This is a genomic window from Caballeronia sp. ATUFL_F2_KS9A, assembly GCF_023630765.1.
Lineage (GTDB): Bacteria > Pseudomonadota > Gammaproteobacteria > Burkholderiales > Burkholderiaceae > Caballeronia > Caballeronia zhejiangensis.
The window spans coordinates 39,216-54,441 of sequence record NZ_JALQEK010000047.1; the positions used below are offsets into that span (position 1 = coordinate 39,216).

The 15,226-nt window shown below is 63.4% G+C and carries 13 protein-coding genes and 1 pseudogene; 3 read left to right on the forward strand and 11 right to left on the reverse strand.

What is annotated here, in order from left to right; all coding sequences use genetic code 11:
- Positions 1-47: 47 nt before the first annotated feature.
- The 6 genes and pseudogenes from NCS67_RS27645 to NCS67_RS27670 form a co-directional block, all read right to left on the reverse strand.
- The gene (locus tag NCS67_RS27645) at positions 48-284 is read right to left on the reverse strand and encodes a hypothetical protein (protein WP_250437482.1); all 237 of its coding nucleotides are present in this window, start codon (positions 282-284) and stop codon (positions 48-50) included.
- A gap of 26 nt (positions 285-310) precedes the next feature.
- Positions 311-1,317, reverse strand: a pseudogene (locus NCS67_RS32125) (chemotaxis protein CheB).
- A 50-nt stretch (positions 1,318-1,367) separates the two neighbouring features.
- Positions 1,368-5,531, reverse strand: coding sequence for a CheR family methyltransferase (locus tag NCS67_RS27655; protein WP_250437483.1), 4,164 nt, complete (start codon positions 5,529-5,531; stop codon positions 1,368-1,370).
- A gap of 276 nt (positions 5,532-5,807) precedes the next feature.
- On the reverse strand, positions 5,808-6,467 hold the full coding sequence (locus NCS67_RS27660; RefSeq protein ID WP_051078960.1) for a recombinase family protein: 660 nt from the start codon (positions 6,465-6,467) through the stop codon (positions 5,808-5,810).
- Positions 6,468-6,656: 189 nt separating this feature from the next.
- Positions 6,657-6,884 (reverse strand): hypothetical protein, encoded by a 228-nt coding sequence (locus NCS67_RS27665; RefSeq protein ID WP_250437484.1) that lies wholly within the window; start codon positions 6,882-6,884, stop codon positions 6,657-6,659.
- Between the two features lie 167 nt (positions 6,885-7,051).
- Complete coding sequence (locus NCS67_RS27670; RefSeq protein ID WP_033536913.1) at positions 7,052-7,294, reverse strand: DUF6723 family protein; 243 nt, start codon at positions 7,292-7,294, stop codon at positions 7,052-7,054.
- Positions 7,295-7,562: 268 nt separating this feature from the next.
- On the opposite strand from NCS67_RS27670, the gene NCS67_RS27675 reads away from it, so the two are divergent.
- Positions 7,563-7,817, forward strand: coding sequence for a hypothetical protein (locus NCS67_RS27675; RefSeq protein ID WP_144403779.1), 255 nt, complete (start codon positions 7,563-7,565; stop codon positions 7,815-7,817).
- A 5-nt stretch (positions 7,818-7,822) separates the two neighbouring features.
- Here NCS67_RS27675 and NCS67_RS27680 read toward each other — a convergent pair whose 3' ends face one another.
- Both NCS67_RS27680 and NCS67_RS27685 read right to left on the reverse strand, forming a co-directional pair.
- Positions 7,823-8,455, reverse strand: coding sequence for a LysE family translocator (locus NCS67_RS27680; RefSeq protein WP_239295444.1), 633 nt, complete (start codon positions 8,453-8,455; stop codon positions 7,823-7,825).
- A gap of 98 nt (positions 8,456-8,553) precedes the next feature.
- Positions 8,554-9,300: a glucose 1-dehydrogenase gene (locus NCS67_RS27685; protein ID WP_008345970.1), complete on the reverse strand. Its 747-nt coding sequence runs from the start codon at positions 9,298-9,300 to the stop codon at positions 8,554-8,556.
- 160 nt (positions 9,301-9,460) lie between these two features.
- Here NCS67_RS27685 and NCS67_RS27690 point away from each other — a divergent pair, with 160 nt between their 5' ends.
- Positions 9,461-10,285, forward strand: a complete 825-nt coding sequence (locus tag NCS67_RS27690; RefSeq protein ID WP_008345972.1) for a class I SAM-dependent methyltransferase — start codon at positions 9,461-9,463, stop codon at positions 10,283-10,285.
- Here the strand turns inward: NCS67_RS27690 and NCS67_RS27695 are convergent.
- The 3 genes from NCS67_RS27695 to NCS67_RS27705 all read right to left on the reverse strand — a co-directional run bounded on the left by NCS67_RS27695 (position 10,282) and on the right by NCS67_RS27705 (position 13,123).
- A complete protein-coding gene (locus NCS67_RS27695) occupies positions 10,282-11,895 on the reverse strand; it encodes an FAD-dependent monooxygenase (RefSeq protein WP_250437485.1) in 1,614 nt (537 codons plus the stop codon). The genes NCS67_RS27690 and NCS67_RS27695 overlap by 4 nt on opposite strands.
- 89 nt (positions 11,896-11,984) lie before the next feature.
- Complete coding sequence (locus NCS67_RS27700) at positions 11,985-12,272, reverse strand: DUF1634 domain-containing protein (protein ID WP_250437486.1); 288 nt, start codon at positions 12,270-12,272, stop codon at positions 11,985-11,987.
- Positions 12,269-13,123 carry a sulfite exporter TauE/SafE family protein gene (locus tag NCS67_RS27705; RefSeq protein WP_250437487.1) on the reverse strand — a complete coding sequence of 285 codons (855 nt, stop codon included), beginning with the start codon at positions 13,121-13,123 and terminating at the stop codon, positions 12,269-12,271. Before NCS67_RS27705 ends, NCS67_RS27700 begins: the two co-directional genes overlap by 4 nt.
- A gap of 123 nt (positions 13,124-13,246) precedes the next feature.
- On the opposite strand from NCS67_RS27705, the gene NCS67_RS27710 reads away from it, so the two are divergent.
- A complete protein-coding gene (locus NCS67_RS27710; RefSeq protein WP_008345979.1) occupies positions 13,247-14,137 on the forward strand; it encodes an IclR family transcriptional regulator in 891 nt (296 codons plus the stop codon).
- Positions 14,138-15,226: the final 1,089 nt, after the last annotated feature.

A 15,226-nucleotide genomic window follows, 5' to 3' on the forward strand; every position in this document is an offset into this window, starting at 1 on the left:
CGTCGGCACGCTGCATCGCCGCCGGCAGACCCCGCGCGGCGCACGTCCTACGTTAAGATCCCGCTCTTCCACTGCGCGATGCGAGCCACAATGAGCGAGCGATGCTGCATCATGGCCGCCAGCGTGTCTTCGAGCGTGCTGAGCAGCCTGACCGCATCCGTCGTGTCGTGTCCGCCGGAGCGCAGTTGCTCGATGATCTTGCGCTGACGCTCGATGCGTTCCTTGCCTTCGTTGATATCGCGATCAGCCTGGACAAGCGCCAGGCTCTCCGCTTCGAGATCCATTCGATCCTCCGTTTCCCGTCAGTTCGTCAGTTCGCGGATGAAGATGCTGTCTGCACCGCTTCGCGCAACAATTCGACGAGACGTTCCGCTTCGTCGATGCGCGCCTGCTCGATTTTTATCTGATCTTCATTGCCCGACCGCTCCGCCCAGCGCTGCCGCTCTTTCGCGAAGATGACGCGCTCGTGCACCGCGCGCATGGCCGACCAGATCGCCGTCTCCGAACGCGCTTCGATGCCCTCCTCCAGCGACAGCCCGGTGAACGCGTGTCCGGTATGGCAGCGATAGCGCATCGGATGATCGTCCTTGATGCGCCACAGCGCGCCGCCGCAATCGGGACATGTCAGCGCCGACCGCTCGCCGACTTCGTCGAGCGAATCGATATCCGACAGGCGGCTGGCTGCGAGGCGAGCCTCTTTCTCGAACACGTTCTTGTTCATCTGCGCTCCCTCGGAAGCTTCGTCGGACGACATCCCGTGCACCGCCGCCTGAATGCACCGCGAGAGTTCGCGCTCGACACACAGCATGTCGGCGCCGCACGATTCGAGTGCGGCACGCGGCATGCTCGGCGCTTCGCAATCGTCCGGATTCTGCACGATGGCGAAACCGCGTTGGGCGCGGATGTTGGCGAGACCGGCGGCGCCATCGTCGAGATCGCCGCGCTCATCACGACGCCGACGACACGCGCCCCGTATTCCATCGCGGCACTGCGAAACAGCGGATCGGCGGCGGGCCGCGAGAAGTTTTCCTTCGCACCCTCGCTGAGCCACACGCGCCCTTTCGACAACACGAGATGCCGGTCCGGCGGCGCTACGCGGATGGTTCCATGTTCGACCTTTTCGCCATGCGTTGCATAACGCGCGATCAACCGTCCCCAACTCGTGAGCAGGTCCGGCAGCATGCTGGCGTGACGGCCGATATGCAGCACGACGAACACCGCAGCCGGAAGATCGGCGGGAAGCGCGCTAACGAGCGCCCTGAGTCCCTGAAAACCGCCTCTCGATGCACCGATCACCACGATGTCCCGTTCAGCCATAGCGCCTCCTGTCTGATCTGGGAAGCAATCGGCGGACCGGCGCCGGTGCTTCAGCCGCCGCGCTCCTTCTCGCGCCCCGGCTCGAGCAATACATCGAGTGTATGAAGCAGCTCCGAAAAATCAACCGGCTTGGTCAGATGCGCGTCGAAGCCCGCCTGACGCGCCGCGCGTTTATCCTCGTCGCGGCCGAACCCCGTCAGTGCGATCGCCTTCACATCCGCGAGCGTCGTGTCTGCGCGCACGCGCCTGATGAACGTGTAGCCGTCGATGCCGGGCAACTGGATATCCGATATCACCGCATCCACGGAACCCTTGCCGAGCAGTTCGAGACCCTGCTCGGCGCTCGATGCGATCTGCACCGACGCCTGCTCGAGCTCGAGCAGCGCGGCGAACGATGCGGTCGCTTCGACATCGTTGTCGACGAGCAAAAGGCGCGCGCCGCTGACGGGCCGCGCGCGGTCCTCGCTGCGCGGCGGCACGGCCTGTTGCGTCGCGGCGGCGGGCAGCCAGACCGAGACCGTCGTGCCGCGGCCGAGGCCATCGGAACGCGCCTCGATGCGCCCGCCGTGCATGTCGACGAGCTGCTTCGCGAGTGCAAGGCCGATGCCGAGCCCGGACGATGTCGGATTGCGCCCGCCTTGCCGGTACATGTCGAAGATATGCGGCAGAGCGGACGCCTCGATGCCCTGCCCGGTATCCACGACATCGATACGCACCATGCCGCCGTCGCGCGCGATCCGCAGATCGACGGAACCGCCGCGATCCGTGAATTTCAGCGCATTGGAAACGAGGTTCCAGAGAATCTGCTCGCAACGCACAGAATCGGCGAATGCGTAGATCGGCTCCGCGCGATTGCTCGCGAGCAGCGCGATTCCACGTTGCACGGCTTCCGTTTCGGCGACATCCGCGATGCGCGCGAGTACGCCCGCGACATCCACCGGCGCGATGCTCAGCGCGAGCTTGCCGGTGCGAACGCGCGAAAGATCCAGCAGATCGTCGATGATCTGCGCCTGCCCGCGCACCGCGCGGCGGATCGAATCGGCGGTTTCCTGCACCACTTCGATACCGCGCGTTTCCGGCAGGCGCGGCAGGATTTCCGCCTTCATGCCGATGAGATTCAGCGGATGCTTGAGTTCGTGCGACAGCATCGCGATGAAGTCGTCCTTCAACTGGTTCGACAGCGACGCCTTCTCGCGCTCGGCGTGCTCGTGCGCGAGCGCTTCGCGGTTGGCGTCCTCGCGCATTTTGCGCTCGGTCAGATCGCGCGCGATCTTCGCGTAACCCGTGAACGACGGATCGGAGATCGGCGTCACCACGCCGCTGCAATACACGCGGCGTTCGTCGCGCGTGATGTGCCAGCGTTCGTCGTCGGCGCGTCCGTCGCGTTCCGCGAGTTCGCGCTCGTTCGCCGGCACGTTCGCCGCGCGGTCTTCGGGCGAGTAGATGAGCGAGATGTTCCTCCCGACGACTTCCTTCTCCGAGAAGCCGAAGATGCGCTCCGCGCCCGCGTTCCAGGTGACGATCGTGCCGTTCGGATCCTGCACGATGATCGCGTAGTCGGCGGTCGATTGCGCGACGAGCCGCAGACGCTCTTCGCCGATGCGCGCCGTCTCTTCGGCCACATGCCGCGCCGTGACGTCGATGAGCGTGAGCACCGCGCCGTCGATGCGGTCATCGGCCGTGCGGTACGGCAAGAGGCGCATCAGATACCATTTGCCGTCGTGGCTCTCGACTTCGCGCTCGATGAGCTTGAGCGTATCGAAAGCCTGCTTCACGTCGTCCGCGAGCGAGGAATAGCGCAGCGAATGCGTGATGTCGAAGAGCGAGCGGCCGATATCGACGTCGATCAGCTTGAACACGCGCGTCGCGCTCGTCGTAAAGCGCTTGACGCGAATCTGCTTGTCGACGAACACCGTGGCGATTTCCGTCGCCGCGATGATGTTCTGCAGGTCGTCGTTCGCCTTCGCCGTGTCCTCGACGCGCGCCTGCAATTCGGCGTTGACCGTGGTCAGTTCCTCGTTCACCGATTGCAGTTCTTCCTTGCTGCTTTCGAGCTCTTCGGTCGCCGAGCGCAGCTCTTCGTTGATCGCCTGCAATTCCTCGTTCGACGCCTTCAGTTCCTCGACGGTCGTCTCATGCTGCTCGATCGTCGTCGCGAGTTGCTCGCGCGTGTGCTGCAGTTCGCGTTCCAGTTGCAACAAGAGCGGATCCTGGCCGCGTTGCTCGGGCAGTCCTTCGTCGGCCATGTGCTCTTGCACCTCGTCGAACAATACGAGGAAAAAGTCGGCGTTCACGCCGGTGTCATGAAATGGACGCACCGTCATGTTGACCCAGACGGCGCGGCCGTCCTGAGTCAGCTTGACGCGCCGCGCCTCGACGCTGCCGCCCGTCTGATGCGCGCGAAAGAGCGTCGTGCGCAGGTCGAGCCGCAACTCGGGCAGCACGAGCGCCATGATGTTTGAGGACAATTCGCCGCCGCCGTGCCGCAGGAATCGCCCGGCCGTCGTGGACAGATGCACGATGTTCGAATCGCGATCGACAACGACGCTAGGCGGCGCATATTCTTCCAGCACGCGCTGATGCAGCGCCGCGAAGGAGAAGCTGCGGCGCTCCGGCGTTTCGGGCCCGGCGGCCATGCTCACCGGCGCGGCGGTCGTCATCAGCTCTTCGCGCGGCCCGATGTTCGTGGGGCCGAGCGAAGGAAACGAGACCGGCGGCTTCACGCGGTTCAGCACGGTGCGCGCGCGATAGATGCGGCTCTTCTTGTCCACGATGGTGAAAAGATCGTCGGCGGTATCGGCGGATTCGGCCGTGCCGAGAAAGAGATAACCGCCCGCCCGCAGCGCGAAGTGAAAGAGCTCGAGCACTTGCCGCTGCACCGCGCGATCGAGATAGATCAGCACGTTGCGGCAGGAGATCAGATCGAGATGCGAAAACGGCGGATCGCGCAGCAGGCTGTGCGCGGCGAACAGAATGCGCTCGCGCACCGATTTGACGATCTGGTAGCGTCCGCCTTCGTGCTTGAAATAGCGGCGCAAAAGCTCAGACGGGATATCGGTCGCGATCGAGCCGAGATAGGAGCCGCTGCGCGCCTGCGCGATGGCGGGCTCGTCGATATCGGTGGCGAAGATCTGATAGGTCGCCTCGAAACCGGCGGTTTCGCGCGCCTGCGCGAGCATGATCGCGAGCGAATAGGCTTCCTCGCCGGTCGAGCAGCCGGGCACCCACACGCGTATCTGCGACTCGCCCTTGGTCGCGTCGAGCAACTGCGGCACGACATCGCGCCGCAGCGCGTCGAACGCCTCGCGATCGCGAAAGAACTGCGTCACGCCGATCAGCATGTCGGCGAGCAGCGACGTGGTCTCGTCCGGATTCGAGCGCAGATGATCGCGGTATGCGCCGATATCGCGCAGCCCGTTCACCTGCATGCGCCGCTCGATGCGCCGCAGGATGGTCGCGCGCTTGTAATGACGGAAATCGTGTCCGGTGCGAACGCGCAGCTGCATGAGGATATCGCCCAGCGCGCGCTCGGCGCTGCCCGCCGTGGGCGGCGTTTCCTTCTCGGCCGCTTCGTTGGCCTCGGCGATCGGCAGGTGGATTTTCTTGGCGTTGTTCCAGAGATCCAGCAGCTTCTCGGGCATCTCCGCCGCCGGCAGGATGAAATCGACCTGGCGCGTGGTGATCGCGTGTTGCGGCATTTCGGCGAAATGCGCGTCTTCCGGTTTCTGCGCGACGGTGATGCCGCCCATCTCCTTGATGCGCGAGAGTCCCGCCGCGCCATCGGAGCCCGAGCCGGACATCACGATGCCGATCGAACGCGTGCCGTGCGCCGACGCGAGCGTGGCGAAGAAGTGGTCGATGGTCGTGGGCGCGCCGTTGGCCGCGCGATCCACCGCACGAAGATGACCCTCCGACATTTCCAGATGCTTGTCGGGCGCGTTGATATAGATATGATTCTTCTCGATGGCCGTGGTCGCGGAGACCTGCATGACCGGCATGTCCGTCACGCGTTGCAGGACTTCATCGGCGCGGCTCAGGCGATCCGCCGGCAAATGCACGATGACCACGAACGCCATGTCCATTTCGGCCGGCGCGTTATCGAAGAAATTGAGCAATGCTTCGATGCCGCCCGCGGACGCGCCCATGCCGACTACGGCGAAAGGCAAGGGTTCGAAGTTCTCGGATGCCGCCGCCTTCGATCGACTGCTGGTCATGTCTCCGAATCCTCCGGGTTCATCCCTTGTTTCCGATCACCGCGCATATTGTTTGAGTTCACTCGTGAGCCATGTCGTTGTAATGAAAACCCGGCGCGGGACGCGCGTCGCGCCTCTTGAGGCATCGATTGTAGTGTACGCAACGCGACCATTCGGCGCGCGGGTTTCAATTCGACGCGTTTGGCACGCGTCGTCAGACATGGAAGCATAAAACCGGCCGCTGCGTCAGGACACGCAGGGAGAGAAACGTCGCCCGGAGACGAACCGTGCGTCGCGCTACTTCGCGTCGTTGGCGGCGAGCGGCTCGGGTCCGTCCGGAGCCTCGATGACCGCGTGCACCGCGCGCTCTTGCGGCGGAGCGGCGTGCGCGTTGCGCAAGCGCATGATGGTCTGCCGCGACGTGTTGAGCGAGCGGGCGATCTCGGTCACGGTGAGGCCGGCGTCGAGACCGAGCATCGCCTGACGTTGCTGCGCTTCAGAAAGCGAACTCGGGCGGCCCTGCGCGACGCCACGCTCCTTGGCGGCGCTCGCCGCCTCGCGCGCGCGGCTGCGGCGCGTGACGCGTTCGAGCTCTTCCGCGAGCCGCAGCGTCTCGACGAACGCGAGACCTTCCTTCGAGCACAGATCGCTCTTGCCGTACGCGAGACAGATCGTGGCGATGCCGCGCCGCTCCAGCAGGCCGATCGTCGCGACGACGTCCTGCACGCTGTTGCCGAGACACCAGAGTCTCGTCGTGATCATCGTGTCGCCCGCCTGCAGCCGTCGCAACGCGCGCTGGAACGCGGGGCGCGCAGCCGCGGCGATCGTGCAACTGCAGCGCTCGACGAAGACCGCGCTCATATCGACGAGAAAACCCGCGGAGTCTATCTCCAGCAAGTCGCGCTCGTGGGTCGGTACACCTCTGCTTTCCTCGAAAACGTATACGACGGTTGCCATCGGTTCGGCCTTTTTCCGGTGCAAAGATCGTGCGCGAGCCATAACGGACAGACGCACGGATGCCTGCAGTATGACAGTCCGAAACGCGCGTTCAAGGTACGAAACCCGTTATTTTCGGACTTTCGGACGCAGTCGAAGGAACGAGCGGGATCCCGCTCGACTTGTTTCGAAACGATGCGAACGATCGTTTCAGGCGGCGGCTGCCGAATGCCACAGACGGCGGTCCACCTCGTCCTTGCCCGCGACGAGCGCAAACGCGCGGGCTTCCTCGACGGACGCGAAATGTCCAAGCACGCCCGTCGCGCGCTGGAGCCCCCCGGTGTCGGAGATGATCGTCATCGCGGCGTAGAGACCGCCGTCGAATGCGGCCATCGGCATGATGACGAAGCCGCGATAGGTGACCTGAGACTGGTTCATGGCGTGCCCTCTCTCTTTATCTAATGACCGTCCCTTGCTCTTTCGGGCAGTGTGAATGCCCGTAGGCTGTGCGCAGATTGTCCATCAGAAGAATGAGCCGACGATCAGGGGAAACCATAATCAAATATCGTACGAAAGTAATCCCTTTAGGCGGCACGACCGTACGTTCACAACTCCGGGCGCGCCAGGTCGGCCTTCACGAGCTCGTCGCCTCGGTCGAGCGCGGCGGCGACCGCGGCCGCCTTCGACGGAAACGGACCGATGCTGTCGGCGCCGTCGAATGGAAACAGCAGCTTGCCGTCGGTTTTGCGCACGACCTTGAGCGTGCCGAAAAAACCGCTTGCGCTGCTGCCCCGGTACGAGGCGTAAATTTGAAAGTCGTCCTCGCTGGTTCCGGGCGTAGGCGTCATCGTGCGCGTCGGATACAGGACCAGCTTAGGGCGTCGGCCGCTCGATTGATTCACTGGAATCACCGCTTCTCATGTCGATGATTCATTGTGGGACACCGCACATGCGCTCATCGTGTACTTAACGCATCCCTTCGCGCCGCTGTTGCAAAGGGGGTCGACGGCATGTCCATTGCTGCATGCCAAGACCCGAAAACCGGGCGACTTGCGCATAAACCGCGCGAAGTCCCAATGCCCGAGACCGATAACAAGAACGATGAAGGAAGCGCAAATGCGGGCCACCATCCTCTCCCACGAAGTACCGTCGGAAGTATCGTCCGTGGAGGTGCATCGGTTCAGCTTCAGGATCGACGACGAGCCGTCGCGACCCATGACCGAATTCATATCGCTGCGCACGGCGCGCGTGCTCGTGCAGCACTTCGAGGATGGCAACGCGTTCATCCGGATGCTGCGGGCGATCGTCGCCGCGCGTCGCGACGAATACGACGACCTGCTCGGACGCGTGTATACGGATCATCCCGGCTGAAAGGATCAGCGGCGCGCTTCGGTCGCCATTCTCAACGCGAGGCCGGCGAGCACCGTGCCCATCAGCCAGCGTTGGATCAGCAGCCATGCGGGCTTGCGCGCGAGAAAGAGCGCGATGGTTCCGGCGGTCATCGCGACGATCGAATTGACGGTGATGCTGAGGATGATCTGCACGACGCCGAGCACGAGCGACTGGCCGAGCACGCCGCCGTGCGAAGGATCGATGAACTGCGGCAACAGCGACAGATACAGCACCGCGATCTTCGGATTCAGCAGGTTGGTGACGAAGCCCATCGTGAAGAGCTTGCGCGGGCTGTCGATCGGCAGATCGCGCACCTGAAACGGCGAGCGTCCGCCGGGCTTCACGGCCTGCCACGCGAGATAGAGCAGATAGAGCGCGCCGCCGAAGCGCAACGCGTCATAGGCGAACGGGATTGCGATGAGGAGCGCGGTGATGCCGAACGCCGCGAATAGCATGTAGACCACGAAGCCGAGCGCGACGCCGCCGAGCGAGATGAGTCCTGCGCTGCGGCCCTGACAGATCGAGCGCGAGATCAGATAGACCATGTTCGGCCCTGGCGTGAGCGCCATGCCGAGCGCGACCAGGGCGAAAGCGAACAGTTGCGGCGTATGAGGCATCGACGGACTCCGGCGGAAATAATGTCGATGCATTCTGCCGCGCGGTTTTCCACGACGCCAGATACGGAACCGGCGTCGCCCGTCGATACACTTCGTGTTTAACGCATGCCGCCGCTTGCAATGAGACTTTCGCCGGTCATCCAGCGCGCGTCGTCGGATGCGAGGAACACCGCGATCGATGCGATATCGTCCGGCTGACCGAGACGTCCGAGCGGCGTTTGCGCGAGCGCGGCCTTGTCGAAGTCGGAATCGATGATGCCCGCGCTATGCGTGCCTTCGGTCACGACGACACCCGGATTGATCGAGTTCACGCGAATCTTGCGCGCGCCCAGCTCGCGTGCGAGCACGCCCGTGATCGCATCGACGGCGCCTTTGGTGCCGCTGTAGACCGCGCTCGTCGGCGGCGTGATACGCGTCACGACCGAACTCACGTTGATGATGCTCGCGCCTTCGCCGAGGTGTTTCGCGGCGGCTTGCGTCGTCAGCAGCGTGCCGAGCACGTTGATGTTGAACTGTCTATGAAAGTGCTCTTCGGTGATCTCTTCGAGCGCGGCGAATTCATAGACGCCCGAGTTGTTCACGAGGATATCGAGGCGTCCGTAGGTCTCGATCGCCGCATTCACGATGCCCTGCGCATCGGCCGCTTTCGACACGTCGCCGCCCACGGCGATCGCCTTGCCGTTCGATGCCGTGATCTCCGCGACGACTGCATCCGCGCCCGCCTTGCTGCTCGCATAATTGACGACGACCGACGCGCCTTCTGCCGCGAGCGCCTTTGCAATCCCGGCTCCGATACCTTTCGATGCGCCCGTGACGACCGCGACCTTGCCTGCGAGTTTGCTCATGATGGAATCCTTGAAGAGGTTATTTAATGCCCGGATGCGCCGTTGCGTTTTGCAAGAGCGGCGCGACAGGATGAAATGTAGCCATCTCCGCCAAGGCGATAAAGCAGCGTAGAGTGAAAAGACTTGAGGCCTCACGCGAATAATCGATCGGAGACGGCGCATGAATACGACTATGCCTCGCACGGACGTTCAGTTCGCCGGTCAGATTCCCGAGCTTTACGAGCGGCTTCTCGTGCCGATGCTCTTTGCGCCCTACGCCGAAGATCTTGCAGCGCGCGCGGCGGCGCTCGCTCCATCGCGCGTGCTGGAAACGGCAGCGGGCACCGGCGCCGTCACGCGCGCGATGGCGCTTGCATTGCCCGCTCATGTCGATATCGTCGCGACCGATTTGAATCAGGCGATGCTCGATCGCGCCGCGACGACGCCCATCGGACGCACCGTGACATGGCGGCAGGCGAACGCGTTGCAGTTGCCTTTCGACGATGCAAGCTTCGATATCGTCGTCTGTCAGTTCGGCGCGATGTTCTTTCCCGACAAGCCCGCGGCTTTCGCAGAAGCGCGTCGCGTGCTGCGGCCGGGCGGCGCGCTGCTCTTTAACATATGGGATCGCATCGAAGAGAACGCGTTTGCCAATACGATCACCGATGCACTCGGCCATCTCTTTCCCGATGATCCGCCGCTTTTCATGAAGCGCACGCCGCACGGCTACTTCGATCGCGGAGCGATCTCACGCGATCTCGCATCGGCGGGCTTCGACGCGATGCCGCGTTTCGAAACCGTCACGCGACGCAGCCGCGCATCGTCGGCGCAAGAGGTCGCGCTCGCCTATTGCCAGGGCACACCGTTGCGCAACGAGATCGAATCGCGTGCGGGCGCGAGTCTGGACGAAGCGACATCGATATGCGCGCAAGCCATCGCCGCGCGCTTCGGCTCCGACTATCCGGACGGGAAGATTCAGGCGCACGTCATCGAAATCCGGCGCTAACCGAGCACGCGTCCGAGCCATGCAATCAACGCATCCGGCGAGCAACGCGCGCTTCTATAACCGATATGTCCGTCCGGCCGCACGACCCACGCCATGCCGTTCTTCGCGCCGACGGCATCGGCGAATTCGCGCGCTTCGTCGCTCAACGTCCGATACGCTTCACACGCAGGCACGAACGACGCCGCCTTCGCAACGTCCGGCGACACGATCAGCACCGCGCTCGCCGCCGTGCCGAGTGCGGCGCGCCACGCATCGACCGTTGCAGCGAACGCGGCGACGCGTGCGCCATCGGCATCGTCATCGATATAGCCGATGAGCGTGTGACGTCCGCGTCCGAGATGATCGTGCAAGCGCTGCGCATGACCGATGAACGCCTCCACGAGACCGCCGGCTTGCGGTGCACGATCCCCGGGCGCGGGCAATTCGGGCGTCATGTCGATGGTTTCGTCTGCAACTATCGAGCTGCTGCCGCGATAACTCACCAGCAATTGCGTCTCGCGCATCGCGGGCTTGATCTCGCCGTGCGCGAGAACCGTGTTCAGCGCGCGGCTCGTCGATTCGACGACATCGAGCCCGACTGGCCGCCGCTCCGCTTCGTAACTGTCGAGCAGCGTCTGACTCGCGAGACCGCGCGACGCGAGCGTGAGTTTCCACGCGAGATTGTGGACGTCCTGCAAGCCCGTGTTCATGCCCTGCCCGCCGACGGGCGGATGAATATGCGCCGCATCGCCTGCGAGAAACACGCGGCCGCGCGAATACTGCTGCGCGATCCGGTGACTCACGCGATACACCGACGACCAGCGCATCGACGAAAGCCGCGTGCCCTTCGGCAGGACCGGCAGCATGATGCGCTCGATCTCATCGAAAGCGGGCGTGGCGTTCGGCGCGTGTCTGGCGGCATCGTCGGGAAGCAGGACCATCGACAGACGATAGCGACGCACCGAACCGCGCACCGGCAACGCGGCGAGCGTCGTCGATGCGGCCCTGTCCTCACCCGACACATTGAAGCGATACATCCTTCCGCGCGGCAGATTCCAGTCGACATCGACATCGGCGAGCATGAAGGTCTGCGGATACTGATCTCCTTCGAACGCGACGTTCAGATGACGACGCACCGTGCTGCGCGCGCCGTCGCAGCCGACGAGCCAGCGGCATCGAACCGTGCGGCTCTCGCCACATGCGTCCTGTACGCATGCGTCGATGGCATCGGCCGATTCGGTGAAATCGATGAGCGTCGCCCCGTATTCGACGTGCCCGCCGTTGCGCGCGAGCGCCGCTTCGAGAATGCGTTCCGTCTCGAACTGCGCGAGCGAGAGCGCGCCGTACGGCAGCCCGGCGCGCGGCACTTCGGCGCTGAACGCGGGCGCGCCGTCCTGATACGTGTCGGCGCCGGTCAGCCACACGCCCGCATCGATCGCGTCGCGCGCGATGCCGATATCCTCGAAAATCTCAAGCGTGCGCGCCGTGACGCCCAGCGCCTTCACGAAAAACGCGCGCTCGTCGTGTGCATCGATGATGCGCACGTTCACGCCATCGCGGCGCAGTTCGGCAGCCAGCATGAGGCCGACGGGCCCCGCACCGGCGATCAGCACATCGGTCGAATCGAACATGATGCGTGTTTCTCCTGAGGAAACCGGCGAATGTCATCGACTGCCGTCAGGGAGAATAACCGCTGGATGCGCGCTCGTGGCGATGTGCATCAACCGGCGAGCGGCCCGAGACGCATGCCGATCGCGCAGCCCGCCGCGATCACGAGAAGCACGGTCGCGGCGATCGTCGCGTAGAGGAAATCGCGTTGCCGCGCGAACACGGCGAGCATCAGCACGACGCGCAGCGCCGGCAGCAAGATGAAGAGCGCGACGCCCGCCGTCAGAAGTTTCGTGCCGGCGAAGAGACCCGCGCCGATCAGCGCGCACGCGGCCCACGTGCCGCACTGTAGAAAACCGGCGAGCAGGCGATCGAGCGTTTTCGGCGTGAGGTCTTTCATCGCAGCAGATCGATACCGATGCCTTGCATGAACATCTGACAGGCGACGAGCAGCAGCATCGACAGAAACAGCAGGCGCAGGCGCTCGCCGCGCACTTTCATCAGCACGCGCGCGCCCGCGATCGCGCCGATCACCGAGCCGAGCGCGACCGGTCCCGCGATCGCGCTCACGATCTCCCCGCGCAGAAAATACGCGCTCGCGCTCGCGGCGGCCGTGACGCCGATCATGAAGTTCGACGTCGCCGTCGATACCTTGATCGGCAGACGCAATGCGTTGTCCATCGCCGGAATCTTCAGGATGCCGCTGCCGATGCCGAGCAGCGCGGAAACGAGTCCTGCCGCGTACATCAACGTGAGGCCGACGGGCACGCGGCGCACTTCGTAAGGGATGTCGCGACGCGAGGTTCTGTCGGGGTAGCTGGAATGAAGGCCGAGCGCGGCGGCGAGTCCGTTCGATGGAATCGGCCTCGACGTGCCCGCCGGATCTTCGCGGCGGATGAACATCTGCCACGCCGACACCAGCAGCACGCCCGCGAAGAGGAAATCGAGCGCGGCCACCGGTACGACGCCCGCGACGAACACGCCCGTCAGCGCGCCGAGCGTCGTGCCGGTTTCGAGTACGACGGCGAGCCGCACGTTCGTCAGACCGCCGCGCAGAAACGCGGCTGCGCCGCCGCAGGAACACGCGATCACCGACACGATGCTCGTGCCGATGGCGGCGTGCATGTCGATATGGAAGAACATCGTCAGGATGGGCACGATGAACAGGCCGCTCGCCATGCCCAGCATGCCGCCCGCCGCGCTCGCGCCCAGGCCCGTGCAAAAGAGCCAGAATGTGGCTTCGAAGCTCATCGTCAAAGCATCGGTGAGGTATCGCCAAGGAATCAATATAACATGTTATAACGAGCGGCAAAAGCCGACGATGCATGGTCTCGCGCTATGATTGCCCATTGCACGACGACAACGACAGCCAACATGGCCCGACGAAGCAAACAGGAAGACATTCAGGCGGAGACTCTCGACACGACGGATGAGGACGCGTCATCTGGCGGCGGTTCCAGCTATCTCGTGCCGGGCCTCGAACGCGGCTTGCGCATCCTCGCCGAATTCTCGGCGCGCGAGCCGGTGCTGGCCGCGCCGGAGCTCTCGCGGCGCATCGGCATTCCGCGCACGACGACGTTCCGTCTGCTGCAAACGCTCGAAGCGCTGGGCTTTCTCGAACGCGTGAACGGCGATCGTAGTTTCCGGCTCGGCGTCGCCGTGCTGCGGCTTGGGTTTGAGTACGTCAACTCGCTGGAGCTGACCGATTTCGGCACGCCGATTCTCGAACGTCTGCGCGATGCGACCGGGCTTTCGACACATCTGCTGATCCGCGATCAGCGCGATGTCGTGTTCGTCGCGAAAGCGCAGAGTCATGAGCCGCTGTTCAGCTCGGTGAAGGTGCATGTCGGTACGCGTCTTCCTGCTCATGCGACCGTGCATGGTCATGTGCTGATGGGCGATTTGTCGATGGCCGCGCTGAAGGCGCTTTATCCCGAGGCTCAACTGGAGAAGTATACGGAGCGGACGCCCGCGACTATCGAGGAGCTTTACGAACGCGTGGAAGAATGTGCTTCGCTCGGGTATGGGCTCAGTGAAGCATCGTTCGAGCGGGGGATTTCGGTCGTTACTGCGCCCGTACGGGATCATTCCGGCGCGATCGTCGCGGCGGTGGCGGCGACCGTGCCGCGGTCGGATATCGGCGCCGATGATGAGAAAGCGCGGCTTGTCGCGAAGGTATGTGGCGCTGCGGTCGAGCTTTCCATGCGGCTGAATTATCGGCCTTCTGAGGGGGATCGTACCGTGGGGCGCGCTGCGAGTGCTTGAGGTTTTCTCTCGCCGGATCCCGTTTTCTTTTTGGTCTATTAGCACTGCCCCTGTGCGGGGCGGCGGTCACTTTCTTTGCTGCAAAGAAAGTAAGTTTTCTTGTCTACGAGTTTAATATCAAAAGAATTTCTCGACCGTCGAATACCGCGAGCGTACACATTGCTAGACACTAGGAGTGTCGAGCAAAGACGCCGCATCGACGCTTTCGCGCATTCCGCCAAGTTCGGTCCTGAGACAAGCCGCGCTTGTTACGTCGCGCATTTCATAGACGCTGTCTTCATGGTTGCGCATTATGTCGACGGTTCTTTGAAGCGTGCGAAATAGCAGTCGCATGGCAGCGATACGTGGATCGAGTGTAGAAGGCTCGGAATACGCTGAGGAAGGTTGTCGCCGTGAGGATGCGTGTGAGACTGCCGATTGTTTTTGATGTAGCACCGGTCTAGCTCCTGTTTTGGACAAACCCGGAGCCGCCCCCTGTCTCCCAGTTGGGGGCGGGCGGGAACAATGACAGGGTTGGAAGACCGGGACGCTACACCATTGCCAACAACCCTCGCGGGTTCTCTGCCACGTCCCGCTCTTAGGCCCGACAAAGCATCGAGCGCCGTTGGTCAGATGGCGCACGTGGTCTAGCTGCGCTCCATGTCGAAAGAGCGCGACGAACGCCAGCCGGCATTGCGCGGGCTCACGGGTGCAGAGTGTCTTCAAAACCGCCGAGTCCTGGCTGGCGCTACCACGCGCCAGCGATGTAATTATGCGTCGCACCTGCGCGAAATCATTTTAAGAGAAATCCGACCTTGTATTGCTGCTTCTTGGCAGTGTCTTTGGCCTAAGGGTTTTTTTTGCTTCCTCTCGAAATAATTCCCGCCTACGTTTCGCCGGTCGTGCGCTGAATCCGTATGCGCCCGATTAGATAGGAATGTTTATCAGGCCATGGCCTGACAGCATCTCGATGCAGGGAATCCGAATGGAAGCACAAACAAAGCGATCCACCGCACTCGCGCGCTGGATCACTGGCAGGCAGAACTACTATCTCAAGGTGCGAGGCGCACCGCCGAGCGATGGCCTCTCGATCATCTCCGTCAAGGCGAT

Coding starts and splice junctions, on each gene's coding strand:
- NCS67_RS27645 (WP_250437482.1), bottom strand. CDS start 284: ATGGATCTCGAAGCGGAGAGCCTGGCGCTTGTCCAGGCTGATCGCGAT.
- NCS67_RS27655 (WP_250437483.1), bottom strand. CDS start 5,531: ATGACCAGCAGTCGATCGAAGGCGGCGGCATCCGAGAACTTCGAACCC.
- NCS67_RS27660 (WP_051078960.1), bottom strand. CDS start 6,467: ATGGCAACCGTCGTATACGTTTTCGAGGAAAGCAGAGGTGTACCGACC.
- NCS67_RS27665 (WP_250437484.1), bottom strand. CDS start 6,884: ATGAACCAGTCTCAGGTCACCTATCGCGGCTTCGTCATCATGCCGATG.
- NCS67_RS27670 (WP_033536913.1), bottom strand. CDS start 7,294: ATGACGCCTACGCCCGGAACCAGCGAGGACGACTTTCAAATTTACGCC.
- NCS67_RS27675 (WP_144403779.1), top strand. CDS start 7,563: ATGCGGGCCACCATCCTCTCCCACGAAGTACCGTCGGAAGTATCGTCC.
- NCS67_RS27680 (WP_239295444.1), bottom strand. CDS start 8,455: ATGCCTCATACGCCGCAACTGTTCGCTTTCGCCCTGGTCGCGCTCGGC.
- NCS67_RS27685 (WP_008345970.1), bottom strand. CDS start 9,300: ATGAGCAAACTCGCAGGCAAGGTCGCGGTCGTCACGGGCGCATCGAAA.
- NCS67_RS27690 (WP_008345972.1), top strand. CDS start 9,461: ATGAATACGACTATGCCTCGCACGGACGTTCAGTTCGCCGGTCAGATT.
- NCS67_RS27695 (WP_250437485.1), bottom strand. CDS start 11,895: ATGTTCGATTCGACCGATGTGCTGATCGCCGGTGCGGGGCCCGTCGGC.
- NCS67_RS27700 (WP_250437486.1), bottom strand. CDS start 12,272: ATGAAAGACCTCACGCCGAAAACGCTCGATCGCCTGCTCGCCGGTTTT.
- NCS67_RS27705 (WP_250437487.1), bottom strand. CDS start 13,123: ATGAGCTTCGAAGCCACATTCTGGCTCTTTTGCACGGGCCTGGGCGCG.
- NCS67_RS27710 (WP_008345979.1), top strand. CDS start 13,247: ATGGCCCGACGAAGCAAACAGGAAGACATTCAGGCGGAGACTCTCGAC.